32 protein-coding genes are annotated in these 26,130 nt (G+C 65.9%); 14 read left to right on the top strand and 18 right to left on the bottom strand.

All coding sequences use genetic code 11. The annotated features are described in order from the left end of the window. The first annotated feature begins 13 nt into the window (after positions 1 to 13). Both NMD1_RS12010 and NMD1_RS12015 read left to right on the top strand, forming a co-directional pair. A complete protein-coding gene (locus tag NMD1_RS12010) occupies positions 14 to 841 on the top strand; it encodes a flagellin (protein WP_125954931.1) in 828 nt (275 codons plus the stop codon). 181 nt (positions 842 to 1,022) lie between these two features. Beyond that, a complete protein-coding gene (locus NMD1_RS12015) occupies positions 1,023 to 2,753 on the top strand; it encodes a chloride channel protein (protein WP_233497573.1) in 1,731 nt (576 codons plus the stop codon). A 10-nt stretch (positions 2,754 to 2,763) separates the two neighbouring features. Here NMD1_RS12015 and NMD1_RS12020 read toward each other — a convergent pair whose 3' ends face one another. The 14 genes from NMD1_RS12020 to NMD1_RS21100 are packed head-to-tail and all read right to left on the bottom strand — an operon-like array spanning position 2,764 to position 12,591. After that, positions 2,764 to 3,603, bottom strand: a complete 840-nt coding sequence (locus NMD1_RS12020; RefSeq protein WP_124809253.1) for a flagellar motor protein MotB — start codon at positions 3,601 to 3,603, stop codon at positions 2,764 to 2,766. A 15-nt stretch (positions 3,604 to 3,618) separates the two neighbouring features. Beyond that, a complete protein-coding gene (gene motA / locus NMD1_RS12025; protein ID WP_124809252.1) occupies positions 3,619 to 4,482 on the bottom strand; it encodes a flagellar motor stator protein MotA in 864 nt (287 codons plus the stop codon). Positions 4,483 to 4,525: 43 nt separating this feature from the next. Further along, positions 4,526 to 5,446 (bottom strand): flagellar biosynthesis protein FlgL, encoded by a 921-nt coding sequence (locus NMD1_RS12030; RefSeq protein WP_124809251.1) that lies wholly within the window; start codon positions 5,444 to 5,446, stop codon positions 4,526 to 4,528. Between the two features lie 4 nt (positions 5,447 to 5,450). Beyond that, positions 5,451 to 6,791: a flagellar hook-associated protein FlgK gene (gene flgK / locus NMD1_RS12035; RefSeq protein WP_125954932.1), complete on the bottom strand. Its 1,341-nt coding sequence runs from the start codon at positions 6,789 to 6,791 to the stop codon at positions 5,451 to 5,453. 6 nt (positions 6,792 to 6,797) lie between these two features. Then, entirely contained in the window at positions 6,798 to 7,115 is a 318-nt protein-coding gene (locus NMD1_RS12040; protein WP_124809249.1) for a rod-binding protein, read from the bottom strand. After that, entirely contained in the window at positions 7,112 to 8,221 is a 1,110-nt protein-coding gene (locus NMD1_RS12045; RefSeq protein ID WP_125954933.1) for a flagellar basal body P-ring protein FlgI, read from the bottom strand. Before NMD1_RS12045 ends, NMD1_RS12040 begins: the two co-directional genes overlap by 4 nt. 20 nt (positions 8,222 to 8,241) lie before the next feature. Next, positions 8,242 to 8,934 carry a flagellar basal body L-ring protein FlgH gene (locus tag NMD1_RS12050; protein WP_125954934.1) on the bottom strand — a complete coding sequence of 231 codons (693 nt, stop codon included), beginning with the start codon at positions 8,932 to 8,934 and terminating at the stop codon, positions 8,242 to 8,244. Between the two features lie 2 nt (positions 8,935 to 8,936). Beyond that, positions 8,937 to 9,725 carry a flagellar basal-body rod protein FlgG gene (gene flgG / locus NMD1_RS12055; protein WP_124809246.1) on the bottom strand — a complete coding sequence of 263 codons (789 nt, stop codon included), beginning with the start codon at positions 9,723 to 9,725 and terminating at the stop codon, positions 8,937 to 8,939. 14 nt (positions 9,726 to 9,739) lie between these two features. Further along, positions 9,740 to 10,483 carry a flagellar basal body rod protein FlgF gene (locus NMD1_RS12060; protein ID WP_125954935.1) on the bottom strand — a complete coding sequence of 248 codons (744 nt, stop codon included), beginning with the start codon at positions 10,481 to 10,483 and terminating at the stop codon, positions 9,740 to 9,742. A 9-nt stretch (positions 10,484 to 10,492) separates the two neighbouring features. Further along, positions 10,493 to 11,287 (bottom strand): flagellar hook-basal body protein, encoded by a 795-nt coding sequence (locus NMD1_RS12065; RefSeq protein WP_125954936.1) that lies wholly within the window; start codon positions 11,285 to 11,287, stop codon positions 10,493 to 10,495. A 27-nt stretch (positions 11,288 to 11,314) separates the two neighbouring features. Further along, positions 11,315 to 11,596, bottom strand: a complete 282-nt coding sequence (locus tag NMD1_RS12070) for a flagellar hook assembly protein FlgD (RefSeq protein WP_124809243.1) — start codon at positions 11,594 to 11,596, stop codon at positions 11,315 to 11,317. Then, positions 11,596 to 12,012, bottom strand: coding sequence for a flagellar basal body rod protein FlgC (flgC, locus tag NMD1_RS12075; protein WP_124809242.1), 417 nt, complete (start codon positions 12,010 to 12,012; stop codon positions 11,596 to 11,598). The genes NMD1_RS12070 and flgC overlap by 1 nt, the downstream gene beginning before the upstream one ends. Positions 12,013 to 12,014: 2 nt before the next feature. Further along, positions 12,015 to 12,362, bottom strand: coding sequence for a flagellar basal body rod protein FlgB (gene flgB / locus NMD1_RS12080; protein WP_125954937.1), 348 nt, complete (start codon positions 12,360 to 12,362; stop codon positions 12,015 to 12,017). Next, positions 12,322 to 12,591, bottom strand: a complete 270-nt coding sequence (locus NMD1_RS21100; protein WP_158453949.1) for a hypothetical protein — start codon at positions 12,589 to 12,591, stop codon at positions 12,322 to 12,324. Before NMD1_RS21100 ends, flgB begins: the two co-directional genes overlap by 41 nt. Here NMD1_RS21100 and NMD1_RS12085 point away from each other — a divergent pair. The 9 genes from NMD1_RS12085 to NMD1_RS12125 all read left to right on the top strand — a co-directional run bounded on the left by NMD1_RS12085 (position 12,577) and on the right by NMD1_RS12125 (position 19,790). Continuing rightward, the gene (locus tag NMD1_RS12085) at positions 12,577 to 13,302 is read left to right on the top strand and encodes a MotA/TolQ/ExbB proton channel family protein (RefSeq protein WP_125954938.1); all 726 of its coding nucleotides are present in this window, start codon (positions 12,577 to 12,579) and stop codon (positions 13,300 to 13,302) included. The two genes, NMD1_RS21100 and NMD1_RS12085, sit on opposite strands and share 15 nt — an antisense overlap. Further along, positions 13,299 to 13,748 carry a hypothetical protein gene (locus tag NMD1_RS12090; protein WP_124809238.1) on the top strand — a complete coding sequence of 150 codons (450 nt, stop codon included), beginning with the start codon at positions 13,299 to 13,301 and terminating at the stop codon, positions 13,746 to 13,748. The genes NMD1_RS12085 and NMD1_RS12090 overlap by 4 nt, the downstream gene beginning before the upstream one ends. Positions 13,749 to 13,807: 59 nt before the next feature. Further along, the gene (locus NMD1_RS12095; protein WP_233497576.1) at positions 13,808 to 14,335 is read left to right on the top strand and encodes a flagella basal body P-ring formation protein FlgA; all 528 of its coding nucleotides are present in this window, start codon (positions 13,808 to 13,810) and stop codon (positions 14,333 to 14,335) included. Between the two features lie 89 nt (positions 14,336 to 14,424). Beyond that, positions 14,425 to 14,727 (top strand): flagellar biosynthesis anti-sigma factor FlgM, encoded by a 303-nt coding sequence (gene flgM / locus NMD1_RS12100; protein ID WP_125954939.1) that lies wholly within the window; start codon positions 14,425 to 14,427, stop codon positions 14,725 to 14,727. Then, positions 14,724 to 15,074 (top strand): flagellar protein FlgN, encoded by a 351-nt coding sequence (locus NMD1_RS12105; protein WP_125954940.1) that lies wholly within the window; start codon positions 14,724 to 14,726, stop codon positions 15,072 to 15,074. The genes flgM and NMD1_RS12105 overlap by 4 nt, the downstream gene beginning before the upstream one ends. Before the next feature lie 156 nt (positions 15,075 to 15,230). Beyond that, positions 15,231 to 16,094, top strand: coding sequence for a transglycosylase SLT domain-containing protein (locus NMD1_RS12110; RefSeq protein WP_125954941.1), 864 nt, complete (start codon positions 15,231 to 15,233; stop codon positions 16,092 to 16,094). Between the two features lie 6 nt (positions 16,095 to 16,100). Then, a complete protein-coding gene (locus NMD1_RS12115) occupies positions 16,101 to 18,218 on the top strand; it encodes a flagellar biosynthesis protein FlhA (RefSeq protein ID WP_124809234.1) in 2,118 nt (705 codons plus the stop codon). Further along, on the top strand, positions 18,215 to 18,946 hold the full coding sequence (locus tag NMD1_RS12120; protein WP_124809233.1) for a sigma-70 family RNA polymerase sigma factor: 732 nt from the start codon (positions 18,215 to 18,217) through the stop codon (positions 18,944 to 18,946). Before NMD1_RS12115 ends, NMD1_RS12120 begins: the two co-directional genes overlap by 4 nt. 61 nt (positions 18,947 to 19,007) lie before the next feature. Continuing rightward, a complete protein-coding gene (locus NMD1_RS12125) occupies positions 19,008 to 19,790 on the top strand; it encodes an SDR family oxidoreductase (RefSeq protein ID WP_125954942.1) in 783 nt (260 codons plus the stop codon). Between the two features lie 25 nt (positions 19,791 to 19,815). Here NMD1_RS12125 and NMD1_RS12130 read toward each other — a convergent pair whose 3' ends face one another. Together NMD1_RS12130 and NMD1_RS12135 are read right to left on the bottom strand one after the other, a co-directional pair. After that, positions 19,816 to 20,451 (bottom strand): L,D-transpeptidase family protein, encoded by a 636-nt coding sequence (locus tag NMD1_RS12130; protein ID WP_370449683.1) that lies wholly within the window; start codon positions 20,449 to 20,451, stop codon positions 19,816 to 19,818. 215 nt (positions 20,452 to 20,666) lie between these two features. Beyond that, complete coding sequence (locus NMD1_RS12135) at positions 20,667 to 21,461, bottom strand: transglutaminase family protein (protein ID WP_124809231.1); 795 nt, start codon at positions 21,459 to 21,461, stop codon at positions 20,667 to 20,669. Positions 21,462 to 21,547: 86 nt separating this feature from the next. On the opposite strand from NMD1_RS12135, the gene NMD1_RS12140 reads away from it, so the two are divergent. Beyond that, entirely contained in the window at positions 21,548 to 22,213 is a 666-nt protein-coding gene (locus tag NMD1_RS12140; protein WP_125954943.1) for a TIGR02281 family clan AA aspartic protease, read from the top strand. A 9-nt stretch (positions 22,214 to 22,222) separates the two neighbouring features. Here the strand turns inward: NMD1_RS12140 and NMD1_RS12145 are convergent, their stop codons facing one another. Continuing rightward, positions 22,223 to 23,488, bottom strand: coding sequence for a DUF418 domain-containing protein (locus tag NMD1_RS12145; protein ID WP_125954944.1), 1,266 nt, complete (start codon positions 23,486 to 23,488; stop codon positions 22,223 to 22,225). Between the two features lie 4 nt (positions 23,489 to 23,492). Further along, positions 23,493 to 24,518, bottom strand: a complete 1,026-nt coding sequence (locus NMD1_RS21715; protein WP_304413631.1) for an SPOR domain-containing protein — start codon at positions 24,516 to 24,518, stop codon at positions 23,493 to 23,495. Between the two features lie 258 nt (positions 24,519 to 24,776). On the opposite strand from NMD1_RS21715, the gene NMD1_RS12155 reads away from it, so the two are divergent. Beyond that, the gene (locus NMD1_RS12155) at positions 24,777 to 25,499 is read left to right on the top strand and encodes a ParA family protein (protein WP_124809227.1); all 723 of its coding nucleotides are present in this window, start codon (positions 24,777 to 24,779) and stop codon (positions 25,497 to 25,499) included. A 13-nt stretch (positions 25,500 to 25,512) separates the two neighbouring features. Continuing rightward, a complete protein-coding gene (locus NMD1_RS12160; RefSeq protein ID WP_125954946.1) occupies positions 25,513 to 26,085 on the top strand; it encodes a hypothetical protein in 573 nt (190 codons plus the stop codon). Positions 26,086 to 26,130: the final 45 nt, after the last annotated feature.

The following is a 26,130-nucleotide window of genomic DNA, read 5'->3' on the forward strand; positions in this document are numbered from 1 at the left end:
ACTGGAGACTGACATGACCGTTATCAACACCAACATCAGCGCACTGCGCGCGGCGAACGCTTCGAACTCGGCCAGCCAGATGCTGGGCACTGCCATGCAGCGCCTGTCCACCGGCACCCGCATCAACAGCGCGAAGGACGACGCCGCCGGCCTCGCCATCGCCACCTCCATGACCTCGCAGATCACTGGCATGAACCAGGGCATCCGCAACGCCAACGACGGCATCTCGCTGGCGCAGACGGCTGAAGGCGCGCTGGGCGAAGTCACCAACATGCTGCAGCGTATCCGCGAACTGGCCACCCAGTCGGCTTCGGGCACCTATCAGGACACCACCGACCGCGCTTACATGCAGACGGAAGTCGACCAGCTGACCTCGCAGATCGACCAGGTCGTCACCAACACCAAGTTCAACGGTGTTGCTCTGTTCGACGGTTCGACCGCGACGGTGAAGATCCAGGCCGGCGCCAACGCCAGCGACACGGTTGACCTTTCGATGGCCGACCTGACCACGCTGGCTGCCAGCGGCGGTGCGGCCGGTTCCTATGACGTTTCGACGGCGACGGCGGCCAATGGCCTTCTGTCGACGCTCGACACCGAACTCGAATCGATCTCCAGCGCCCGTTCGACGCTGGGTGCCGGCCAGAACCGCCTCCAGTCGGCGGTCAACAACCTGACCAGCAACGTCACGAACCTGTCGGATGCCCGCTCGCGCATTCAGGACACCGACTACTCGGCGGAAACGACGGCGCTCGCCAAGGCCCAGATCCTGAGCCAGGCTTCGACGGCGATGATCGCCCAGGCCAACCAGAGCCAGCAGAACGTTCTCTCGCTGCTCCGCTAAGCCTGACGCAACCTGACACCTGCCTCCACCAGGTGGCGGCCCGGCGATCGCGAGATCGCCGGGCCTTTGGCGTTTTGAGCGCGGACATGCGTCATGCCTTCTTGACTCCGCGCGCGCGAGGCTTGACTCCGCGCGCGCGAGGCGATTGGCCGAAGCCGTGGCTTCGTCTGGCAAATATCTCGTGCGGTCCGCCGCCATCCGGTTCCGCCGCCGTCTGCGCGAAAGCGAGGCGGCCTTTATCGTGCTCGCGCTGCTGGCCGGGCTTGCGGCCGGTATCCTCACCAATGCGCAGCAGTTCCTGGCGCACGGCATCCAGCACTTCTTCTATGGCGTCACGATCAACCGCCTGAGCGCGCTCGGATCGATCCATCACCCCTGGCGCCTGCTGGCGCTGCCGATCGGCGGGTTGTTGCTGGTGTTCATGGCGCGATGGCTCCATCGCCGCCGCCGGACGCTGATCGACGTGGTCGAGGCGAATGCGCTGCACGGCGGGCGGTTGCCACTGTCCGACAGCCTGATCATCGCCGGGCAGACCATCGTATCGAATGGTGCGGGCGCTTCGGTCGGGCTCGAAGCCGCCTATGCCCAGATGGGCGGCGGCATCGCCTCCGCGCTGGGGCAATGGTTCAAGCTGCGCCGCGCGGATCTGCGCACGCTGACCGGGGCAGGGGCCGGCGCGGCCGTCGGCGCGGCTTTCGGCGCGCCATTGGCCGGCGCGTTCTATGCCTTCGAGATCGTGATCGGAACCTACACCCCGGCCGCGATCGCACCGGTGGTCACGGCCGCGTTGTCGGCCGTCTTCGTCACGCGCCTGCTTGGCGTGGAGCCTTATCTGATCGCGACGACGGCGGACCGGGTGCTGCACACGCCCGATTATCTTGTCTATGCGGCGCTCGGACTGGTCTGCGCTTTCATGGGCATCGTGGTCATGCGCCTGGTCACGGCGATGGAGCTGGTGGTGCAAGCCTGGACGCGCATCGGCGTGTGGCGGCCGGTGATCGGCGGCTTCCTGCTCATGCCGATCGCCTGGCTCTCGCCGCAGGCGCTGTCGGCCGGACATGGCGCGCTGCACCTCAACCTTCTGCTGCATCCGCCGATCATGTTTCTGCTGACCGTGCTGGCCCTGAAGATCGCGGCGTCCGTGATCTCGCTCAGCTTCGGTTTTCGCGGGGGGCTTTTCTTCGCCTCGCTGTTCCTCGGTTCACTGGCCGGGCAGATTTTTGCCGGTGCGGGCAACATGCTGTTTCCGGGCTTGGCGATCGATTCCAACGATGCGGCACTGGTGGGCATGGCCGCATTCAGCGTGTCCGTGGTGGGTGGTCCGATGACGCTGGCCATGCTGATGCTGGAAACCACGCACGATTTCGCGCTGATGGGCGTGGTGCTGACCGCATCGCTTATTTCCAGCGCCGTCACGCGCGAAGCCTTCGGGTATTCCTTTTCCACCTGGCGCCTTCACGTGCGCGGATCGATCGTGCGAAGTCCGCGCGACATCAGCTGGGTCGTTGACCTTCACGCCGGCCGCATCATGCGCAAGGACTGGGTCAGCATCGCGGACGACAGCACCATTGCCGCGTTTCGCGCGGCGATTCCGTTGGGATCGGCCAGCAAGGCCGTGCTTGTCGATCGCGAAGGGCGTTATCGCGGGATCGTTCCCACGGCGCTGGTCTATCGGTCCGATCTCGCCCCGGATGGCCTGGTCAGTTCAGTAGCCACGCTGGTCGATACCACGCTGCATCCCGAGACGGGCATTCAGGAGATGCTGGCCCTGTTCGATCGGCTGGCCGTGGATGAAATGGTGGTGGTCGATGCCGCCCAGCACGTCGTCGGCGTGGTTACCGAACGCCATGCCCGCCGGCGCTATTTCGAGAAACTCGAAAGCGCGCAGCGGGACATTTTCGGCGAAACCTGAAGGGCAGGCGTCAGTTCACCAGCAGGATGGAAATCCGGCGGTTGCGCGGATCGGACGGGTTGTCCTTCACCAGCAGTTCGCGGTCGGCGACGCCTTCGATCCGGCGGAAGCGGCTTTCGGCCACGCCCTGGTGCATCAGTGCCTGTCGCGTGGCTTCCGCGCGGCCGGCGGAAAGCGACCAGTTGTTGGCGGCCTGACCGGGCTTCCACTGCACCGAATCGGTATGGCCGCGCACGGTGATGCCGGATGGATCGGGGCCGATCGCCTGGCCGATCGCCTGCAACAGTTCGGTCGCGTCGGGCGTCAGCAGCGTGGTGCCGAGGCGGAACATCGAGAAGTTGGCGTCGTCGACCAGGTCGATGCGCGTCCCTTCGGTGGTGTCCACCATGCGGACCTGCCGGGCAAGCTGGCGCAGCTTGGCGTTGGCGGCCAGCTTTTCCTGCAATTTCTTCTCGACGGCCGTGCGTTTGGCCTTCGATCCGCCATCCTTGGCGCCGCCGGTGGCGTCGCGCGGCACGGTCAGAGTCTTGGTGCCGGTCTGCGCGGCCTTGTGCGGATAGTTGTCCGCGTCGGTGATCGAGGAGCCGCCGAGCAGGCCATAGGAGCCGGCTTCGCCTTCCTTCATCTTGACCAGGGTGGGCGTGAAATAGTCGGCAAGGCCCTTGCGCTGCTTCTCCGTGGTTGCGCCCAGCAGCCACAGCAGCAGGAAGAAGGCCATCATCGCGGTCACGAAGTCGGCGTAGGCGACTTTCCACGCGCCGCCATGGTGGCCGCCGGCTACCACCGTCACCTTCTTGACGATGATTGGCGCCGGAGGCGGCTCGTTCTTGCCTCTGGGAGGTTTGGCCATGGGTTCAGCCTTCCCTTAGCGGCCGCGCAGCGCGTCGAGCAGTTCGGACAGGCCGGGGCGGAAGGCGTGGCCAAGACCCGACCGCGCGCTTTCCACCACCAGCGGCTGCGGCCAACCGTGAAGCGAAGCGATGATGACCTGCTTGACCGCCTGGAAGATCATCTCGTCCTGATCGAGCACCTGCTTGAGGCGGCTCGCCAGCGGGGCGACTATGCCATAGGCCAGAAGCACGCCCATGAAGGTACCGACCAGCGCCGAACCGATCATGCCGCCCAGGATGGCCGGCGGCTTGTCGATCGAGCCCATGGTCTTCACGACGCCCAGAACCGCCGCGACGATACCCAGCGCGGGGAGGGCGTCGGCCAGGCCCTGCAGCGCGTGCTGCGGTTCGGCTTCTTCATGGAAGTGCGTCTTCATCGCGTGATCCATCACGTCCTCGACGGCGTGGACTTCAAGCGTGCCGGAGGAGACGACGATCAGGGTCAGCGTATCGCAGATCAGCGAAATCAAGGGTTTGTTGGCGAGAAGCCGCGGGAATTCCGCGAAAATCGGCGAGCTGGCGGGATCGGTGACATGGCTTTCCAGCGCCACCGGCCCGTCCGACCGCAGGATCTTCATCAGCTTGGTGCACAGGATGATCGCGTCGATGTGATCCTGCTTGGTGTGCTTCGGCCCCTTGAACACTTTGGCGAAACCGCCGCCGATCGCCTTCAGCTCGTGCATCGAGTTGCCCGTGACCAGCGCGCCGACAGCCGCGCCGCCGATGATGAGCATTTCGTGCGGGATCGCCTCCATGACCGGCCCCAGCGCGCCGCCAGTGATGGCAAAGCCGCCGAAGACCATGACCAGCAGGATAATGATGCCGATACCAGCGTACATGGAAGTTCAACCCTTCAGAATTCGAAAGCGGTGTTGTTCGGGATCAGCTCAACATGCTGAACAGCGAGAGGCCCGAAAGCTTGGTGAAGCTTGCCTGGCTGGCTTCGAGCACGGTCGAAAGTTCCTGCAGCCGCGTGAAGGCTTCGGTGATGTCGGTGCCACCGATGTCCTTCTGTTCGGTCGCGCGCGATGTGGCCATCGCCGTCTGCCGCTGGACGTTGATGTCGATCCAGGACAGTCGCGAACCGACCACCGTTTGCGCGGTGGTGACCGAATCCAGCCCCGCCTGGAGCGACGTCAGCGCATTGTTGGCGGCGGTGGTGGCCCCGGCGCCCCCTGCGTCGAGCGCGTCGGACAGGGTCTTCACTACCGACATGATGTCGGTCTGCGTCCCGTTCACGTTGAACGACAGAAATTCCGGACCGGTCACGCCACGCGTGACGGTCTGCCCGTCGCCGAGCGCAAGCTGCCCGGCCGAACCGGTACCGATATAGGAGGCGTTGCCCGAAGCATCGACAGTGTAGGCATCGCCGCCCGTCTGGCCACCGAACAGCGCGTGCCCGGCGGAATCGCGCGTATTGGCGAGCGCCACCAGGTTGCCTTGCAACTGCTTCAGCTCGGTGCTGATGCTCGAACGCTGCGTGTCGGACATCGTGCCGCTCGCGGCCTGCGTCGCCAGCTGCTGCACGCGGATGATCGTGTTTGAAAACTCGGTCATTGCCGAATCCGCCAGATTGAGATCCGATGTCGCGCGGTTGGCGGCGTCGGTATCGATCTTGGACAGCGTGTCGGTGCGCGACAGCGCGCGTAGCCGTGATGCCGCGACCGGATCGTCCGACGAGGTCGTCAGCCGATTGCCCGAACTGATCTGCGTCTGCAGCTTTTCCGCCTGGGCGCGAAGCGACGTGAGGTCGAGCGTCGAGCGGCTGTAGAACGCGCTGGTGCTGGTAGCGAAAGTGGTCATGATATCACCTGATGCCTATCAGCGTGTCGAAGATGTTGGAGGCTACCTGCATGACGCGCCCAGATGCCTGGAACGCCTGCTGGTAACGGACGAGATTCACCGCCTCGCTATCGAGATCGACGCCGGACTGTGCGGCCAGCGTGGTCTTGGCGGAATCGGAAATGGTCTTCAGTGCGTCGCGCGTGACCGTGCGGCCCGATACGGCCGACGAGACGTCGAACAGGATCGAGTCCATCTTGCCTGCCGGGTCGGCGTTGCCGAGCGCGTTGCGCAGCGCGTCAAGGTTCGTCGTGTCGAGGCTCTTGGCCGCCGCGCCAGCCGGAGCCGTGGCGATTTGCGAGCCGTTTGTCAGCGCCAGCGAGAAACTGGCCGCATCGGTGCCGGAGAACATGGCCACGCCGGGGTTGCCGTCCACGTCCACGCCGCCGGTCTGGACGCCGTTCACCGTGGTGACGATGTTCGCCGCGAGCGCATCGAGATCGCCATGAAGTTGCGACAGCTTGCCGAGCGCGAGGTTCTGGCCGGCCAGCGAACCGCCGGAAAGGGCAACGCTGGCGCCCGACGCTGTCGAGAACGTGATCGTGCCGTCCGCGGCAGTCGCGGCGGCCAGCGCGTCGGTGGACCCGCCGTTGACGATCGCGGGGCCGGCGGCGCCGCCGATCTGCACTTTCACGGTGCCGTCCGGCGAGAACGTGGTCGCGATGTCGCCGTACTGGCTCATCTGCTGCAACAGATTGTCGCGCTGGTCGAGCAGCGAGGTCTGGTCGCTGGTCGCGTCCGATGCCCGCGCGAGGCGGACGTTGGTGCGGGCCAGTTCCTGCGCCAGGCGGTTCACCTCGGTCACGCCCGCGTTGGCTTCGAAGTGCAGGCCGTTGCCCACCGCATCGAGCTGCTGCGAGGCGATCTGGAAGGTGTTGGTCATCGTCCGCGCGCTTTCCACGACGGATGCGCGCAGAGAACTGTCGGTCGGATCTTCCTTCAGCTTCTGAAGGGTGGATTCGAACGACGTGATTGAATCATAGACGTTGGACTGTTCCAGCGCCGTTTCGACGTTGCTGAGGCCGGTTACTTCCGCATCGGCGCGCGCCGTGTCGGAGCCGGTCCGGCGCACTTCCGATTGCCGGAAGGCATCGGCGTTGCGCACCACCTGGCTGACGCGGACGCCCGACAGCGAAACGTCGGACGTCTGTCCGAAATAGCCCGTGGTCGAAACCTCGGACATCTTGGCCGTGCGGCGGACATAGCCTTCCGTCGACGCGTTCGCGATGTTCTGGGCGGTGACGTCCAGCGCGATCCGCGCAGCTTTCGCGCCGCTGCGGGCAATCGAGAGAAGGTCTGACGACATCGCCGGTTACTCCTTTTTCGCCGAAGCCTGCGGGAAGCGGGCGGCAATCTGCGCCTCGATCTGCTTGGCGAAACCAAGCGTGCCCGTCTTGGAAGCGATGTCGGCGAACTGTTCATCGCGCATCGTGGTAAATGTTTCGTTGCCACGGCCCGCGAAAGGATCGTCCTCGCCGGCAAAATTCGTCTTGTGGGCCGCCGACAGCATCTGCCGCAGGAAAATCGCCTCGAAACCCTGCGCCGCCTGGCGCAGTTTCCCGCGCTCGGTCGAGAGGGCGTCGGTGGCGGCGGATACCACGCCGCCGACGTTGATCGGGAGAATGCTCATATCACCACCATTTCCGCCTTGAGCGATCCGGCCTGCTTCAGCGCTTCCAGGATCGCGACGAGGTCCGAGGGCGTGACGCCCAGCTTGTTGAGGGCATCGACGATCGACGACAGCGAGGCGCCCGGCTTGAACAGGGCGACGTGCGCCTGCTGTTCCTGCACGTCGATCTGGCTGTTCGGCGTTACCGTGGTGCGGCCGTTGCTGAAGGGCGCGGGCTGCGAAACCTGAGGTTTTTCGTCGATCTTCACCACCAGCTTGCCGTGGCTGATCGCGGCCGGCGCAAGGCGCACGGCGCTGTTGATCACCACGGTGCCGGTGCGGCTGTTGACGATCACGCGCGCGGGGGTTTCGGCCGGGTTGACCTCGATCATCTCGACCGCGGCCATCGTGCTCGCACGCGCGTCGGCGCCTTCGGGCAGGTGCAGCGCCAGGGTCACGCCGTCTTCCACCGAAGCCATGCCGGGATAACGCGCGTTGATCGCGTCGCGCACGCGCGATGCGGTCAGGAAGTCCGCGTTGAACAGGTTCCAGCGCAGGATCGGGTTGTCGTCGAAGCCGGTGGCGACCGCGCGTTCCACGCTGGCGCCCTCGGCGATCCGGCCGACGGTGGGAATGTTCACGGTGACTTGCGAACCGTCCTTGGCGGCGACGCCCAGGCCGCCGACAGCCAGGTTGCCCTGCGCCATCGCATAGATCTGCCCATCCGCGCCGTAGAGCGGCGTCATGATGAGCGCGCCACCGCGCAGCGACTTGGCCTTGCCCAGCGTGGAGACGGTAACGTCGATGCGCTGACCCGGCTTGGCGAAGGCGGGCAGGTCGGCGGTGATGAGCACGGCGGCCGCGTTCTTGAGGCCCGGCGACACGCCCGGCGGCAATTGCACGCCCAGCCTGCCAGCGGTGCCTTTCATCGCCTGCGTCAGGTATTCCAGGTTGTCATCGCCCGTTCCGGCCAACCCGACGACGATGCCGTATCCGGTGAGCTGGTTGGTGCGGACGCCCTGAAACGCGCCCAGATCGCGCACGCGCTCGGCATGGGCCGCCACGGGGGCGACAGCGGCGAGCGCGGCGGCGATGGCGGCGGTCAGGGGAAGGAGCAGGCGGCGCATGACGGACCTCGAGGAAAGCCTCAGAAGGGGCTGAGAATGTTGAAGAACTTGCTGAGCCAACCTTCACGGCTGGCCCGCTGGATCGCGCCGTTTCCGGCATATTCGATCCGCGCGTCGGCGACTTGCGTCGAAACGAGGCTGTTGTTCTGGTCGATGTCGCCAAGGCGCACGATCCCGGAAAACTGAACCCATTCCTGACCCTGGCTCAACAGCAAGCGCTTTTCCCCTCTGACGAGGGCGGTGCCGTTCGGTCGCACTTCCGCGATCGTGACGGACAGCGAACCCCCGAGAGAGTTCGTCTGCGCGGCATTGCCCTTGCCATTGAACGACGATCCGGCCGACGCTTTAAGGGCGTTGGGGTCAAGAAACGACAAAGGGCCTGCACTCGGCGGTACGATATTGGCGCTGCCGGCACGGTCGGTCTTGGAACTGGCCGACTTCGAGGTGGTCATCTGTTCGACCAGCACGATTGTCAGCGGATCGCCGACCGCGTGGGCGCGGCGTCCTTCGACCAGACCCGCATACCCGGCCGACGCATTGAAGATGGCGCCGTCCGCGGGGCGCGGGGCGGGCTGCTGCGGCAAGGTGGCGCCGAAGCCGACCGGCGGCTTGCGACCGGCCCATGCCGGGCCTGCGACGTTCAGCGCGAGCAGCGCCGCACCGACAAGCAGGGCCTTGCCGGCGCGCGCGCGATTGAAGGGGGAAAGCATCATGGTCACAGCGTCTGGTTCGCGTTCTTGAGCATTTCGTCGACAGCGGAGATCATCTTGGAGTTGATCTCGTAGGCGCGCTGGGTCTCGATCATGTCGACCAGCTCCTGCACCACGTTGACGTTGCTCGCTTCGAGGAAGCCCTGCTTGATGTGGCCGCGGCCGTTGTCACCGGGAATGCCGATCTGCGCGGTGCCGCTGGCGGCGGTTTCCATCAGGAAGTTGTCGCTGCTGGCGCGCAGGCCCGCCGGGTTGGCGAAGCTGGCGACCGTCAACTGACCGAGCTGCGTCGGTTCGGCGTTGCCCGGCAGCGTGGCCGATACAGTGCCGTCCTGGGCGACCGTGATCGCCGATGCGCCTTCCGGAATCGTGATCGTGGGCTGCACGACATAGCCCTGCGCGGTGACGAGCTGGCCTTCGGCCGAACGGCTGAAGTTGCCCGCGCGGGTATAGGCCAGCTGACCGCCGGGCAGAGTCACCTGGAAGAAGCCGTCGCCATCGAGCGCCAGGTCCAGCGCGTTGTCGGTGTTCTGCAGCGATCCCTGCGATTCGATGCGCGTGGTCGACTGGATGCCGACGCCGGTGCCGAGGTTGAGGCCCGTGGCATAGGCGGTTTCGTTCGACGATTGCTGTCCGGCGACGCGCGCGTCCTGATAGGCCAGCGTGGCGAAGTTGGCGCGATCGCGCTTGAAGGCGGTCGTCCCGACGTTGGCGAGGTTGTTCGCGATCACGCGCATCCGCGTGTCCTGCGCCTCAAGCCCGGTGCGGGCGACGTGAAGGGCTGAACTGGGCATCGTTCGGTACTCCGTTAGCTGCTGATGCGCATGAGCGCGGCGCTGTTTTCATCGACCTCGCGCGCGGTCGAGATCAGTTTTGTGCGGATGTCGAAGCTGCGCTGCGCCTCGATCATCTGGACCAGGACGTCGGCCGGATTGACGTTCGACTGCTCGAGCGATCCGGTCACGACGCGGGCATCCTCATCGCCGGGCAGCACGCCGCCGCCTTCGACGCGGAAGAAGCCGTCGATGCCCTTCTTGATGGGCGATCCATCGGTGCTGACCAGCTTGATCCGGTCCACCACCTGCGGCGGGGTGTCAGGCGTCGCCGGGTCGGCGGCCATGACGCTGCCGTCGGGCGCGACGGTGATCTTCGAACCGAGCGGCACGGTGATCGGCCCTCCACTGCCGATCACCGGCCGCCCGTCGCCATTGACGAGCAGCCCGGTCGCGTCGACCGAAAGATCGCCACGACGGGTATAGGCCTCGGAACCGTCGTCCGCCTGGACCGTCAGCATGGTCTTGCCGTTCATCGCGATATCCAGCGGATTGTTCGTCGCGATGATCGCTCCCTGCTTCATGTCCGCGCCATAGACCTCGCCGTCCGTCATGGCCCGCGCCTCCAGGCTGGGGCCTTTCAGGGTCATCGGCGTGGTCGTGAGCATTTCGGCACGGAAGCCCACGGTCTGCGAGTTCGCCATGTTGTTGGCGATCATCCGCTGCTTCGTCATTGACGTGCTCATGCCCGAATAGGCGGTGTAGATCAGGCGGTCCATGGTTTAGCCTCAGCTCCGCAGGTTGATCACGGTCTGCGAGATCTGCGTGGCCGTATCGATCGCCTTCGCGTTCGCCTGGAAATTGCGCTGGGCCGTGATCAGCCCGACCAGTTCCTCGGCGATGTCGACGTTCGAACGCTCGACCGCGCCGGCGAGAAGCCCGCCATACTTGCCGGTCGAAGGCGTGCCATAAGCGGCCGGGCCGGAAATGCCGGTCACGCTCCAGTTCGAGGAGCCTTCCTGGCGCAGGCCGGTGGGCGTGGTGAACGAGGCCAGCGCGACCGTGCCGATCACGGTGTTCGAGCCATCCGCGTAGGACGCCGTGACATCGCCGTTCTCGGCGATGGTGATGCCGGCATATTCCGAACCGGCGCCGTTGGTCAGCGGGATCTGCGCGTCGGTCAGCGTGGAGCCGCCCGGAGCATAGATCTGCAGGCGGTTGTTCGTGTCGTCATGGATATAGCCGTTGCTGTCCAGGTCGAACGAGCCGTTGCGGGTGTAATAGGTGTTGCCCGTTACCCCATCGCGCGTGGTGAAGAAGCCTTCGCCCGTGATGGCGACATCGAGCGCGTTGCCCGTCAGGTCGGTGGCGCCGGCCTTGAAGTTCTGCTTGATCGCCGAAACCTGCGCGCCGATGCCGATGGTCATGGTCGGCGAGGTCTGCGCGGTGGTGGCCACGATATCCGCGAAATCGGTACGGCTCGATTTGAAGCCGTTGGTTTCCGCGTTGGCGATGTTGTTGCTGATGACGCCAAGATCGGTCTGGGCGTTCTTCAGGCCGGTGAGTGAAGTGTAGAAAGACATGGTGGAGGTCCTTTCCGGTTGAAGGTCTTAGCTCGCCGTGCCCGTGAGCTTGGTGTTCAGAGTGGCGATCTGGCTGGAGATGGTCTTGAGCGTGCTGCTCATGTCGTTCGAGGTCGAAAGGCTCGAGAACTGCGCGAGCTGCGCGACCATCTGGGTGTTGTCCACCGGGGCGGTCGGGTCCTGGTTCTGAAGCTGCGTGGTCAGCAGTTTCAGGAAATCACCCGCACCCAGCGAGCCCCACGAGTTCTTGGCGGTGGACGTGTTGGTCGTCGAACCGGTGCCCGACGTATTGGAAACGCTGCTGGTCATTATTTCATCCTCATCGTATCGAGCATCAGTTGCTTGGCGGTCTGCATCGCCTCGACAACATTCTGGTACTGGCGAGAGCTTTCGAGCATCTCGACCATTTCCGCACTTTCATCGACCGGAGCGGACCAGACATCGCCGTTCTGGTCGGCGAGCGGGTTGTCCGGCTGGTGATCCTTGATCGGCGTCGCGGACGAACGGTACACGCCGTTGACCTTGACGGTGGCAAGGCCCGTCGACCGGTCCAGTTCTTCGGAGAAGACGGGACGCAGCGGGCGGTAGGCCGTGCTTTCGCTGGACGAGACCGTGCCCGCGTTCGCGAGGTTCGATGCCGCCGCGTTCATGCGCACGAGCTGCGCGGACATCGCGCGGCCAGCCACGTTGAACAGCGTCATGGGGGAGGTGTTTGGGCCTGCCATGGTTATTCGCCCTTGAGCGCGCGCGTGACGTTGTCGATGCGTCCGCGGATGAAGGAGAGTGTCGCGGTGTATCCCACCGCGTTTTCGGCGAAGGCGGTCTGCTCGGTCGCCATCTCGACGGTGTTGCCGTCAAGGCTGGGCATGACCGGCACGCGATAGCGCGTGGCCGATGCCATCGCCTGGTCTTCGCTCGCGCCCGTGGCGCGCGCCTTCAGCGCGGCCTGGAAATCGATGTCCTTGGCCTTGTAGCCCGGTGTTCCGGCGTTCGCGATGTTGGACGTCAGCAGGCCCATGCGCTGCGAACGCAGCTCAAGCGCCTTGCCATGTATCCCGAAAAGACTGTCGCTCATCGTCGGTCAGCTCCGCATAGGTGTTGCCGACATCGATTTTGCAAGCATCGTGCCAAATCGTTTTGCCGCTCCCGCGCATCGTCCAAGCGGCAAAATCGCGGCGCATTTCCGGCAAGGGATTGCCGTTTGGCGGCGGATACCGGCAAAGTTCGGCCACTCCCTGAAACCTCGGAAAACAAAGCCGTTCTTCGCCCCGAGCAGGAGTTCCTGATCCATGGATTTCACGCATTTCTACAATCCCGCCGCCGCCGTCATCGTCTTTGGCGGCACCGCGCTGGCCGCTGTGCTGCGCTGTGGCCTGTCTGCGACCGTAACGACGGGGAAGGCGCTGACGGACCTGTTCCGGCCGCGCTTCCGTGCCGATGCCGTCCGCGCCGTCCTGGCCGGGCAGGCCGCCGACATTCGCGCCAACGGCCTGTTGCGCGCCCAGCCGTGCCGCAGCGGTGATCGCGAGTTCGATGAAGCCACCAACGCCATGCTGTCGGCCCGGTCGGTCTCTGGCCTGCTGGAAAAGCACGAGGCCTTTCGCGCCGCGCGCCGGACGAAAGCGGGCGAGGCGGCGGGGATGCTGGCGCAGGCGGCCGATCTGGCACCGGTGTTCGGCCTTGCCGGAACGCTCGTATCGCTGACGCAGTTGCCGGCCGACGGTGTGGCACGCGGCGCTTTTTCCAGCGCCATCGGGATGGCGGTGCTGACCACGCTTTACGGGCTGATCTTCGCCAATCTGGTGCTCGGTCCGCTGGCCAAGATGGTCGAGCGGCGCGCGCGTGACGAAGAAGCTGCGCGTCAGTCGGTGATCGACTGGCTGGTTCAGCAGGTCGCGCTCGCCACGCCGCGCCATGCGCGCCATGAGGCGGATCACCATGGTGGCCACACCGCTGCGCGCCACGGTGCGGACGAACATGCCGCTGCCGCGACGCGTGCGGGGGAAGCGGCATGATCGTTCGCCCGTCGACCGGCTGGCAGACCATTCTGGCCGACCTGTCGATGATCCTGTTCATGATCGCGGCTTCCGCGCTGGCCAACACGCCGGAGAAAGCGCAGCCCGTGGCGAAAGCCCATGCCGCCGCCGCTCATACCCCGCCGCCGGCACCCGTCCAGGCCTCGGTTCGCGCCGAGCCGGTGGGCGTGTGGTCCGATGGCGCGGGCGCTCCGCCTTTGGCGCAATGGCTTGCCGATCAGGGCAGCGATCCGCGTTTGCGCGTGACGATCGTGGTGCGCCATGGCCCCGGCGACCAGGCGGCCGCGTTCGCGCGCGCCGCGGCGCTGGCGCAGAGCGCGGGCGAACGTGGCAAAAACGCGCGCGTTGTCGTGGAGCCGGGCATCTCGCGCGGGGCTACGGTCACGCTTGGCTTCGATACCGAAGAAAGCGCATCGGCAACCTGATGGATGGCACGATGTTTGCTTATTTGCGAGAGACACTTACTTATCCGGGGTCCTTACCCATGACGCGCAAGATTCCTTCTTTCAGCTTTCTGGCCATGGCGCTGGCTGGCGCCGCTATCGGCACGCCGGCACAGGCCCAGCGGGCCGGGCTTGCCGATCTGACCGATATCGACATCGCCGTGGCGCGCTTTACCGGTTCGCCGATCGGCGTGCCTGGGGGCGCTGCCTTGCCGGTGGATCGCCGGATGCGCCTCGCCGCCTGCCGTGCGCCACTGGCGCTCTCCTGGCGGGGCGGCACGCGCGATAGCGTGATCGTTCAGTGTCCGGACGCCGGCAGCTGGCGCATTTTCGTGCCGGTGGTCGGCCTTGCGCCGGCAACCCGGCAAGAAGCTGCCGCCCCGGCGGTTCTGCGCGGCGAAGCCGTGACGGTTTCCGTGACGGGCGAGGGCTTTGCCGTCTCCCAACCCGGAGAAGCCATGGATTCCGGGGCTGTTGGCGCGTGGATACGGGTCAAGACCTCGGCCAAATCCGACCCCGTGCGTGCGCAGATCGTGCGTCCGGGACTGGTGGAACTACCGATCGAATGACCGCCATTCGGCAATTTTTTTCCGGGTGGCCTTAACGCACCGGCTTCAACGCCGTTCTTGGGCATGAGAAACGCTATAGGAGCGGGACCATGCCATCATTTGAAATCGGACCGACGCGCCCGGTTGGCGCGGTTCAGGTCAAGACTGTGAACACCGAGACTGGCCTGCAATCGGTCAAAGCGGACGATCAGCCGGCAACCTCCGGCAGTGTGGCTTCGTCCACACCGCAGGTGGAAACCAGCGAAGCGGTCAAAGCCGGCACTGCGCCGGTCAACTCCGAACGGGTTGCGGAAATCCGCAAGGCGATCGAGAGCGGCCGCTATCCCCTGATCCCCGCCAAGATCGCTGACGCGATGATTGCTGCCGGTATGCTCTGGAGGAGCCCGCAATGAGCCATGAAGCCGCCGTCCGTCCCATCGAAATGCGCGACACGCTGCGGCAGATGGTTGCCGTCCTGCAAAAGGAACGGCACGCGCTTGCCGGCCTTGACGTGGATGCGATCATGGGATGCGCGGTGGACAAGGGCAACCTGTGCGGGCGCCTGGGTGACGCTTCACCGGAACTGGTCGATGAGGAATGCCGCGGCCTTCTGGACGCTGCGCGGCGCCTTAATGAAGCCAACCGCCGCGTGCGCAACCTGATCGCCTCGAATGTTTCGGCGCGTCTGGACGCGATGGTGGGGGCACCGACGCTTTACAATGCGCATCGCTCGACCCGCCGGCTGAACTACCGGGCCTGATATTTATTTCCCTGCGCCCCTTAATCGGGGTGTTTGGCACGATATTTGCTGATCCCTTTCCTGAAGCCGCTTTCGAAATCGGAAGCAGCGTGACGGAAAGGGATTTTTGTGAGTTCAGTCCAGTCTCCCGCCGGGCCGGCCGCATGGGCCGCTGCCATGGATGGAACAACCGGGCCGGGCGATGTGCGCGCCGCCATCTCGCGCGCCGCACAGGCGACGGGGGTCGACTTCGGCTACCTGCTGGCGCAGGCAAGGCTTGAATCCGGCCTCAATCCCAACGCACGCGCGCGCACTTCCAGCGCCACCGGGCTTTACCAGTTCACCAATTCCACCTGGCTGCGCACGCTGGACAAGCATGGCGCGGATCATGGCTATGACTGGGCCGGCAGCGTCATCGAGAACGGCAGCGTCCGCGATCCGGCGCTGCGCCAGCAGATCATGTCGATGCGCTCCGATCCGCAGCTTTCGGCGCTGATGGCGGGCGAACTGGCCAACGACAACCGCAACTATCTGTTCGGCGTGCTGGGGCGGCAGCCGGGGAATTCCGAACTCTATCTCGCGCACTTTCTCGGCGCGGAAGGGGCGGGACGCTTCCTGACCGCCATGGCGACCGATCCCTCGCAATCGGCAGCGGCACTGTTGCCGCAGGCCGCGGCTTCGAACCGGTCGATCTTCTATGACGATAGCGGCGCGCCGCGTTCGCTGCAGGGGGTGATGAGCCTTCTCAGCGGCCGCCTTGCCGCCGCCGGTGGCGCGACGGGCAGCGACATGGCCTGGGCCGGCGGCTATTTGCCGGCAGCGCCCGGCAACGTCATGCCGGTCGATAGCACGCCCACGTTCACGGGTGGCCCGATCGCGCAGGAATTCCAGGCGACGGCCTATGCCGCCGGCCAGCAACCGGCCCGTCCGGCTTCCTCGATGGCGGACACGCTGCGCGATGCCTTCGCGCTGAACGACGCTTCCGCCACGCCCAGCCATGTCCGCGCCGCCTATGACCGGCTCCGCTCTTTCGGACTCTAAGCCACGATGCTCAAGCGCCTAGGCTCACCCAGTGCTCTCGCCTTGCCGGCGGGGATTCTCACGCTCATCGTCCTGATGATCGTGCCGATCCCGTCGTTCATGCTCGACGTGTTCTTCGTCCTCAACATCGCCCTTTCGGTGGCGATCCTGATGGCCTCGATGAATGCCGAGAAGCCGCTGGATTTCTCGTCCTTCCCATCCGTCCTCCTGTTCGGCACCCTGTTGCGCCTGGCGCTCAACGTTGCCTCCACGCGCATCGTGCTGGTCAACGGGCACCAGGGCGGCGCGGCGGCCGGCCATGTGATCGAGGCGTTCGGCGCCTTCCTGATCGGTGGCAACTTCGCTGTTGGCCTGTTCGTGTTCATGATCCTGATGATCATCAACCTGATGGTGGTGACCAAGGGTGCTGGCCGCGTTTCGGAAGTGTCCGCGCGCTTCACCCTGGATGCCTTGCCGGGCAAGCAGATGGCGATCGACGCCGACCTTGCCGCCGGCCTGCTCACCGCCGACGAAGCCAAGGCCCGTCGCCGCGAAGTGGCGACCGAGGCGGACTTCTACGGTTCGATGGACGGTGCCAGCAAGTTCGTGAAGGGCGATGCCATTGCGGCCCTGCTGATCCTTGCGGTCAACATCATCGCGGGCTTCTGTCTGGGCATGATCAGCCACGGGCTGACCGCCGGCGATGCCGCGCAGAAATACGTGACGCTGGCGGTTGGCGACGCGCTGGTGGCGCAAGTCCCCTCGCTGCTGCTCTCCATTGCCGCCGCCGTGATCGTGACCCGTGTGTCGGATACCCGCGACCTTGCCGGGCAGATCGGCGGCCAGCTCGCCGATCCGCGCACCTGGCTGCCGGTTGCGGTGATCCTGGGCGCGATCGGCATGATACCGGCGATGCCGCAGTCCATCTTCCTGCCGGCTGCCGGACTTGCGGGCTGGCTGTGGTGGGCGCTGAAGAAGCGCGCCGAACGCCCCGCGCCCGAAGTGGTCGAGGAGGAAATCCCGGTCGATCCCTCGCGCATCACGCTCGAAGAGGTCAGCGACCAGACGCTCGTCACCATCGAGCTGGGCTATGGCCTTGTCCATCTCGTCGACGACCGGCGCGGTTCGCCGCTGGTTGCCCGCATTACCGGCGTGCGCAAGCAGCTCAGCCAGACCTTCGGCTTCATCGTGCCGCAGTTCCGTGTGCGTGATGCGCTCGATCTGCCGCCGAACGATTATCGCATCGTGCTGGGCGGCGTCACGCTGGGCGGGGCGAGCATCAAGGGCGAGAAGATTCTGGCCATCGATGTGGGCGAGGCCCGCGAGAACCACGGGCTGCAGGGCGATGCCACGCGCGATCCCAGCTTCGGCTGCCCGGCGCTGTGGATCGATGCCGCCCAGCGCGACCATGCCATCGCCGAAGGATTCCTGACAGTCGATGCCAGCACGGTCATCGCTACGCACCTCAACCAGCTTCTCGGCGAACGCCCGCAAGTGCTTCTGGGACCGGACGAAGTTCGCGCCATCTTCGACGCGGTCAAGGTCCGCGCGGCCGGCCTGGTCGAAACGATCTACCCGCAGCCGCTGTCGCTGGGCGCCGTCACGCGCCTGTTCCATGCGCTGCTGGAAGACGGTGTCAGCATTGCCCATCCGCTGCCGATCCTCTCGGCCTTGAGCGAAGCGGTGCTGCAGACGACCGAGCACGATCGCCTGGTGGACATCCTGCGCGCGCGCCTTGGCGCGATGATCGTCGCGCGGGTGTGCGGGCCGAACGATCGCCTGCCGGTGTTGACGCTCGACGGTTCGCTGGAACAGATGATCGTGCAGGGGTTGCAGGACCCGGTAACCGGCCAGCCAGTGATCGAACCCGATCTCGCGCGCGGGATCGGGGAACGGGTGGCGCAGATCATCAGCGATCGCGGGCCGACCGCGTCGCCGGTGGCGCTGGTGGTCCAGCCCCGCGCGCGCCGTGCGCTTTCCGCGCTGCTGCGGATGCGTGCGCCGACCTGTCTTGTCATTTCGATCTCCGAACTGCCGCCGACGCAGCCGATCGAGGTCATTTCCGTCATCGGAAACGAGGCGCCCAGGCCCGTTCCCGCGCTTCCCCAACCGTCAGTGCTGCACCCCGAGGGCCTTGCTGCATGAAACATGATCAACGTCGATTTGCCGCCGCGCGTGCCTACCGTGACGATACCGCGGATCGTATCCGCCGGTTTCTGCCCATGGTCCGGCGCCTGGCGTGGCACATCCATGGGTCCGGGCGCGCCGGCATGGAACTGGAAGATCTGGTGCAGGCCGGGCTGGTCGCCTTGACCGAATGCGCCCAAAAGCACTCTGGCCCGACGGAGGATGGCTTTGCCGCCTATGCCAAGATGCGCGTGCGCGGGGCCATGGTCGATCTGGTGCGTCGTGTGACGCCGCTTTCGCGCAGCGTTTCCGAACGGCGCAGGATGCTGGCCGATCATACCGCGACGCTGCGCAACGAACTGGGGCGCGATCCCACCGATGCCGAACTGGCCGCCGCCATGGGCCTTACCGACCAGGAGCTTGCCACCTTGCACGCCGGGAGCGAACCAGTGCGCTTTGAAACGATCGACAGCGCCTATTCCGACAGCGACCCGGCCTTCGCCGACGACCGGCCGGACAGCTTCGCCTTGCTGGCCGACGAACAGATGCGCGCGCGGGTGGCCTTCGCCATCGCCGCGTTGCCGGAACGGCTCCAGCTCGTCATCCAGCTTTACTTCGTCGAGGAACTGAACCTCGCCGAAATCGCGCAGGTGCTCGACGTCAGCATTCCCCGTGTCCACCAGCTCAAGGCGCAGGCGCTCGAAAAGCTGCGCGCCGCGCTGGGGGACGAGGCCGACATTCTCTGATCGGCTCTTGCCGTGCCGGCTCCCATGATTTAATCGATCGGTTAAATCATGGGAGAGCAAGATGCGGATTGATGCGGGCATGGCCGCCGTCGTTACCGGCGGCGCTTCGGGACTGGGGCGCGCCACGGCAGAGGCGCTGGCCGCCAGCGGAGTCCAGGTCGCGATCTTCGATCTGAACGAGGAACTGGGCCAGGAGGTCGCGAGCGCGATCGGGGGCTTGTTCTGCAAGGTCGATATTACCAGCGAACAATCGGTGGTGGCCGGCTTCGAAAAGGCGCGCGCCGCGCACGGGCAGGAACGCGTCTGCGTCCACTGCGCCATGGCCAACCGCAAGGGCAAGACCGTCGGCCGCAACAAGGAGACCGGCGAGTTCGTGCGCCTTTCGACCGAAGACTACGAATTTGCTGCGCAGGGCATCCTGATCGCCAGCTACCGTGTCGCCTCTTTGTCGGCGCTCGGCATGGCTGGGCTGGACCCGCTGGAGGACGGCGAACGTGGCACCATCATTCTCACCGCCTCGGTCGCCGCGCAGGATGCGCAGGTGGGGCAGGTCGCCTACGGTTCGCTGAAGGCTGGCGTGAACGGCCTTGTGCTGCCGATGGCGCGCGATCTGATGGACCTTGGCATCCGCGTGAACTCGATCATGCCCGGCATCTTCGGCACGCCGTTGCTGGGCCGCCTGCCGGAAAAGGTGCTGGATGGCCTCAACGCCTCGGTCCCGTTCCCGAAACGGCTGGGCAAGCCCGAGGAATTCGCCTCGCTGGCGATGGAACTGGTGCGCAATTCCTATTTCAACGGCCAGAACATCCGCCTTGACGGCGCGATCCGGATGGCGCCCCGCTGATGCCCATTCGCCTATGCCGCAAGGCTCAGGCGCCCGATGGCGTCTGGGTCTGCTGCTCCACCACGATGGGATCGCCCACGCCGATGCGCTTGCCGTCGGTGATGATGACCTTGTCGCCCAGCTTTGCCTGTTCGAACAGGCGCTTGGCAAAGGCATCCGGCACGCCGATGCAGCCGTTGGTGGCATAGCCCTTTTCCACCTTGCTGCCGTGGATCGAGACGCCGTCGTTGGTCAGCCGCAGCATGTAGGGCATCGGCGCGTCATAGATGTTGGAAACGTGATCGGCGTCCTTCTCGGTGATCGGGAAGACGCCGACAGGAGTGGGCTTGTCGCCATAGCCCTTGAGGATCGCGGTCGCGCCGATCTCGTGGCCGTTGCGGAACACGGAGAGGGTGCGCGCCGCGAGATCGACCGTCACGACCAGCGGTCCTGGCTCGCCCTTGCTTTCGTCCCAGAAGAACTGGCCGAACTTGATCGGTTCGTCGATTTTCAGGATCGACTTGACCACAAAGGGATCGTCGGCCGGCGGTTGCGGGACGGCGGCGTTAGCGGCAGGCTGTGGTGCCGTGGCGGCGGGTTTGGCCGGCGCGGGCTTCGCTGCCTCGTCCTTGTGCGGGAAAAACACCTGCGCCGCATCCTGGCCCACGTGGAACGCCAGCATCGAGGCGAGCGACATGGCAACGAAACCGGCGGGCACGCGAATCCAGCGCTTGCGCAGCAGGTTCATCGGTCCATCGTCTTTCACGGGTGCCGGCCTTTCATCGCCTTCGGTCGCGAACCGTGCGTCCATGCTTCGCGCGGCCTTGCGCACGGCTTAACACACAGGGCTGAAAGGGAAGTAAACCCGATTGTTCCTCCCGCTATCGGCGGCAGCCGTTACTCGCTGCGGACGGTGATGTCCTTCGATACAAGGTCCATCGTGCCGTAGCTGGTGAAGAAGCTGGCGTCCGCCGCATCGCGCCCCACGCCGATCACCGCGAAGGCGTCGGGCGTGATCATCCCCGTGGCATCGACGATGCGCCAGCTTCCGCCTTGGCCCGCCGGATCGGCGAGGAACACCTCGGCCACGGCGTGAAAGTCCTGCGGCGATACACCGGGGCCATAGCCGGACGCGAAGCGGGCGGGGATGGCCGCCGCGCGGGCAAGGGCGATCAGCGTATGGGCATAGTCGCGGCACACGCCCCGTCGCTCGACGAAGCTGTCCAGCGCGGTGGTCGCGGAATTGCTCGATCCCGGAACGTAACGGAAGTGGCCGGCGATCCAGGCGCGCATCGCCTCCACCTTCGCACCGCCCGCCAGCGCACCGAATTCCTCCTGCACGAAGGGCTGGAGCCGGCTGGCCGGGCAATAGAGCGAATCGAGCAGATAGGGCACCGCCTCTCCCGGCAGGCGGTGCGGCGGCAGCCCGGCTAGCGACGCCAGGTCGAAATCGTTGCGCAGCACTTCGATCCGCGCATCGTAACTGACCGAGAATTCGCCGTCGTGGTGAACCCATATCCTTTCGCCGATGCCATCCTGTGCCCCCACGCGCAGAAAGTGCGGGGTGGGCGTGCTGGCGATGTTTGCGGAAAGGATGGACTGTTGCGAGGTCGGGGCCGCTTCGATCTGGAGCAAGGCATCGGTTGCGCCATACATGCGGCAGGAAAGGCGGGTGGCTATGGTGAGGATCATGATCGCTCCAATGGTTTGACCGCCCATGCGTTCCGATGATGTCAGCCGCGTGAAAGGAAAGGCATGGTACGCGCGATTCGATGGACATGCCGGGAAATCTGATCGCTGCCTTGCCGCCGGCGCTGACCGGTGCCCCGCCGCTGCTTCTGGCGGCGGGCGGCGCGATCGTGCTGGTGATGATCGCCGGCATGATTCGCGGCTTTCTACCGTTGACCGGGCGGCTGCTGGGCCTTGTCGGCAATGTCGCGTTGCTGGCGGTGTTCGCGCTGACGGTGGTGCGCTTCGTGCATCTCGATCCCACGTTCGATTCTCTCACCTCCAACATCGGGATGCCGGCGCAGACCGTGGCGGGTGGCGAAACGCGCATTCCCCTGGCGGCCGACGGGCACTACTGGATCGAAGCGCGCGTCAACGGCGTGCGCCAGCGCTTCATGGTCGATACCGGGGCCACCATCACGGCGCTGTCCGACGATGCCGCCGCCGCCGCCGACATCAGGCCCGATCCGTTGCGCCTGCCGGTATCGGTGCGCACGGCGAACGGAGAAGTGGAGGCGCGCATGGCGCGGGTGGGCGAATTGCGCTTCGGATCGATCGTGGCGCGCGACATGGACGTGATCGTCACCGGATCGACCGGCGGCCTCAATGTGCTGGGCATGAACCTGCTGTCGCGGCTGAAGTCGTGGCGCGTGGAAGGCGGTGTCCTGATCCTGAGTCCGAAGCATCCGCAGAAGGCGGCGGATACGCCATCCTGAGCCGCGGGATCAGGATGGCCTCGCGACGAACAGGAACGTCAGGTGTCGCCACGCCGCTTCCATCGGCCCCTGGCGGAATCGGGCAAGCCACCATGCCGGCCAGGCCAGCATCGCGATCCAGCCGAGAACGACGAAAGCCGGCAGCCACATGCGCGGCAGTTCGGGGCCGAGGCCCAGGCCCCAGCCCGAAAACACGGCGCCCATCAGCACCGTGGTCCCCAGGTAGTTGGTGAAGGCGCAGCGTCCGGCGGCTGCGAGGCGGCGGGCGAGCGGATGGGCGCTTGTGCCCGGCCAGCACAGCATCAGCGCGGCGAGGTAGCCCAACGCCATGATCGCGCGCGGGATAGCCGCAATGTGGTCCATCACCCCCAGCATCGCGCGTGGCGGGAAGTGATGCGCCCAGATCCACCACAGGACCGGCAGCGTCAGCATCCCGCCGATGCCGATGCCGGCCACCGCCAGGCGGGAGATCGCCTGCCGGCTCCAGCCGCCAGTGAAAAAGCCGCTGCGGAACAGGGCGATGCCCACCAGCATCAGCGGCAGCGTTTCGGTCGCGGTCGCCAGCGCGATCTTGAACGGCAGGAACGGCGCCGCACCAAACCGTAGCCGGATCGCCTGAAGGAAGCCGGCGTTCAGGATCTGCGTGTCCTGCGCCATCGATTGCGCGATCCGCGCCATCATCGCGGCCTGTTCAGCCTGTTCCGCTGCGGTGCCATGCCCGGATAGCACGCGCTGTTCGGCCGCTATGCCGGGTAAGTCGCCGATGCCGTCCAGTCCGTGTGCGGCGCAGAACACCGCGATGGCAATGGCGGTCAGCGCGGCAGGCGGCAGGCGGCGCAACACCAGCGCGCCCAGGCCGCACAGGGCATAGGGGAACAGGATGTCCCCCCACCACAGCAGGAGGTAATGGACATAGCCGAACAGGGCGAGCCAGAACAGCCGGCGGGCCTGCATCGCATCGCCGTTCAGCCCGCGCCGTTCGGCGGCTTCGATGAACAGCATCATACTGGCCCCGAACAGCAGCGTGAACAGCGCGCGCATCTTGCCTTCGAACAGCAGGAACGAAAGCGCGAACCACGCATCGGCGCCGGGTTCGACGCGGGGCAGGGCGGGGGAGAAGCTGGCCAGCGTCGGACCCCAGAACCCGGTGATGTTGATCGTCAGGATGCCCAGCACGGCAATGCCGCGCACGAAATCAATCGCCGCGATTCGCGAAGGATCGCCGCGCGATGGAGATGCGGGGGAAGCGGACTGGTCCGAAGCGTGATCCGTCAAAGCCTTACGGCTTTATCACCAGGCACGCGATGCCACCAGCCTTGAGGCCGTCGCATGCCCTTTCCGCGTCCGCCTGTCCGGCGTAGCCGCCGGCGAGCAGGCGCGTCACGCCGCCGGAGGGAATGTCGATCCGGGGATGGCCGGCCACGCCTGGCCGGGCCTTCACCCGGCTCCACAGCGCATCGGCATTGCCGCGCTGCGAGAACGCGCCCAACTGGATACGCCAGTTGCCTGTGGCGTGGGGTGCGGGCGCCGGTGGCCGGGCCGCAGCGGGCGGGGGTGGTGCCGGCCGGGGTGCGACCGGACGCGGCGGCATGGGCGTTGCCGGAGCCGTCGCCACGGTGGAAGCGGGGATGCTCGTGGTGGGCAACGGTCTTGGCGCGGCGGATCCGGGCGTCGGCAATGCCGGGGCTTTGGCGCCCAGATCGCTGGCGGCGAGTTGCACGCTGCGCGCCTGCTCCGCTTTCCGTTCGAGATCGCCGGCCAGCGAAATGCCCATTTGCCGCTGCTCCAGCGGGATCACGGTGTCCATCGTGGCAAGGCTGGTTGTCGCCTGCGGCAGGCCGCTGGCAGCGGCGCGCGTCATCAGCGCATAGGCGCGCACCCAGTCCTTGCCGACGTAGTCGCCGTTGAAGGCGGCAATGCCGAGGATGTACATCGCGCGCGGCTCTCCCCGATCGGCTGCCGTGTTGAGCCATGGCAGCGCCTCCGTCTGGCGGCCCGACTGGAACAGCACGATGCCATAGTTGTCGCCGGCCTGCGGATGCCCCTTGCGGGCGGCGCGGCCGAAATAGAATTCGGCCTTTGCCATGTCCTGCGGCACGCCTTTGCCCAGCCGATAAGCCTGACCCAGGTTGAACTCCGCGTCCGCATCGCCCCTGGCGGCGGCGGCTTCCCATTGACGGACCGCGCCCGCGAAGTCCTGCCTCTGCCAGGCTTCGACGCCGGACTTGACCACGTTGGCGTTCGCACCGCTCCCCGTTGTCTGGGCATGGACGGACATGACCGGCACAGCCGCGCAGGCTGCCATGATGGCAATTCCTATGGTTATTCCCGCTTTCGGTCGAAGCACGGCAAGGCCCCCGCTCGTGTAATAGCTGCTGCTGATGCGATGGTATTTGTGATCGGTTAACCCCGCATTAGCAAAGAATTCCGGCCTTGCGAGCCAGATTGCCACGAAATCGGGGGCGTGTTGTCCCTTCACCGTCCCGCGCTGCATTAACGGAAATTTCAGTCTGTTCTGCGATCTCCCGTTCAGGACCGTTTCGGTATAAGAGGGGGATACCCATTGCGCGTATTGGCTTTGGCATCGCAGAAGGGCGGATCGGGAAAGACCACCCTGTCCGGTCATCTTGCCGTGCAGGCGCAGCGCGCCGGCGCCGGCCCGGTCGTTCTCATCGACATCGATCCGCAGGGATCGCTGGCTGATTGGTGGAATGAGCGCGAGGCGGAATACCCGGCCTTCGCCCAGACTACCGTGGCCCGTCTGGCCGCCGATCTTGCCGTTCTGCGCCAGCAGGGCTTCAAGCTGGCCGTAATCGATACACCACCGGCGATCACGATGGCGATCCAGTCGGTTATCTCCGTGGCGGAACTGATCGTCGTGCCCACGCGCCCCAGCCCGCATGACCTGCGCGCCGTTGGCGCCACGGTCGATCTGTGCGAGCGCGCCGGAAAGCCGCTGATCTTCGTGGTGAACGGCGCGACGCCCAAGGCACGCATCACCTCCGAAGCGGCGATCGCGCTGTCGCAGCACGGCACCGTAGCCCCCGTAACGCTGCACCACCGCACCGATTTCGCGGCCTCGATGATCGATGGGCGCACGGTGATGGAAGTCGATCCCAAGGGACGTTCGGCGCAGGAAGTCACCGCGCTGTGGACCTATATTTCCGAACGGCTGGAACGCAATTTCCGCCGGACGGTCTTCGCGGTGCCCGCCCAGCCGGCGCCGGTCATTGGCGCTGCACCACGCGCTGCCGGGGGCTTCGGCCGCCGCGTCAGCGGTTCGTGAAGGGAGGAGCCCGATGACCGAACCTCGTGCTTTCGCTTCGCTGACGCCAAGCCTTCTTGCCCGCAAAGGCGGCGCGCGTCCCGCGATGCGCCCGCAGCTTGCGCCGATTTCCTATGACGAACAGCACCGTGTCGGGCTGGGAGGCGGCCATGCTCCTCTCGACGATCTGGGCTGGAACGACATGGGCGAGGCACCGTCGCATGGCTCGTCCCATGGTGCGCCAGTGCCCGATCATGCCGACGCCGCGCCTGCCGTGCCCGAAGTGGTGCGCCAGATGAAGACGCTCGCGCAGGCCGTGGCCGAGGAAGCTCCGGTTGTGGAAGAAGTTTCGGCCACAGAGCCGGTATCGGCACCGTCCGAACCTGAAGTTGCGCCGCAGCCGGCGCGTCGCCACGGCGTTGCCCTCGCTTCGGGCCGGAAAGCCGCTTTCACGCTGCGTCTCGACGCCGATCGCCATTTCCGCCTGCGGCTTGCCAGTACGCTGGAGAACCGCAGCGCGCAGCAGGTCGTGACCGACGCGCTCGACCGCTTTCTCGAAACCGTGCCCGGTCTTGAAGACCTGGCCTGCCGCGCCAAGCGGCCTTGATCCGTTTGCCAGGGGATTTTCCGATCATGCAGCCCTCGATCGATT

The sequence above is a fragment of the Novosphingobium sp. MD-1 genome (assembly GCF_001014975.1).
Classification (GTDB): Bacteria; Pseudomonadota; Alphaproteobacteria; order Sphingomonadales; family Sphingomonadaceae; genus Novosphingobium.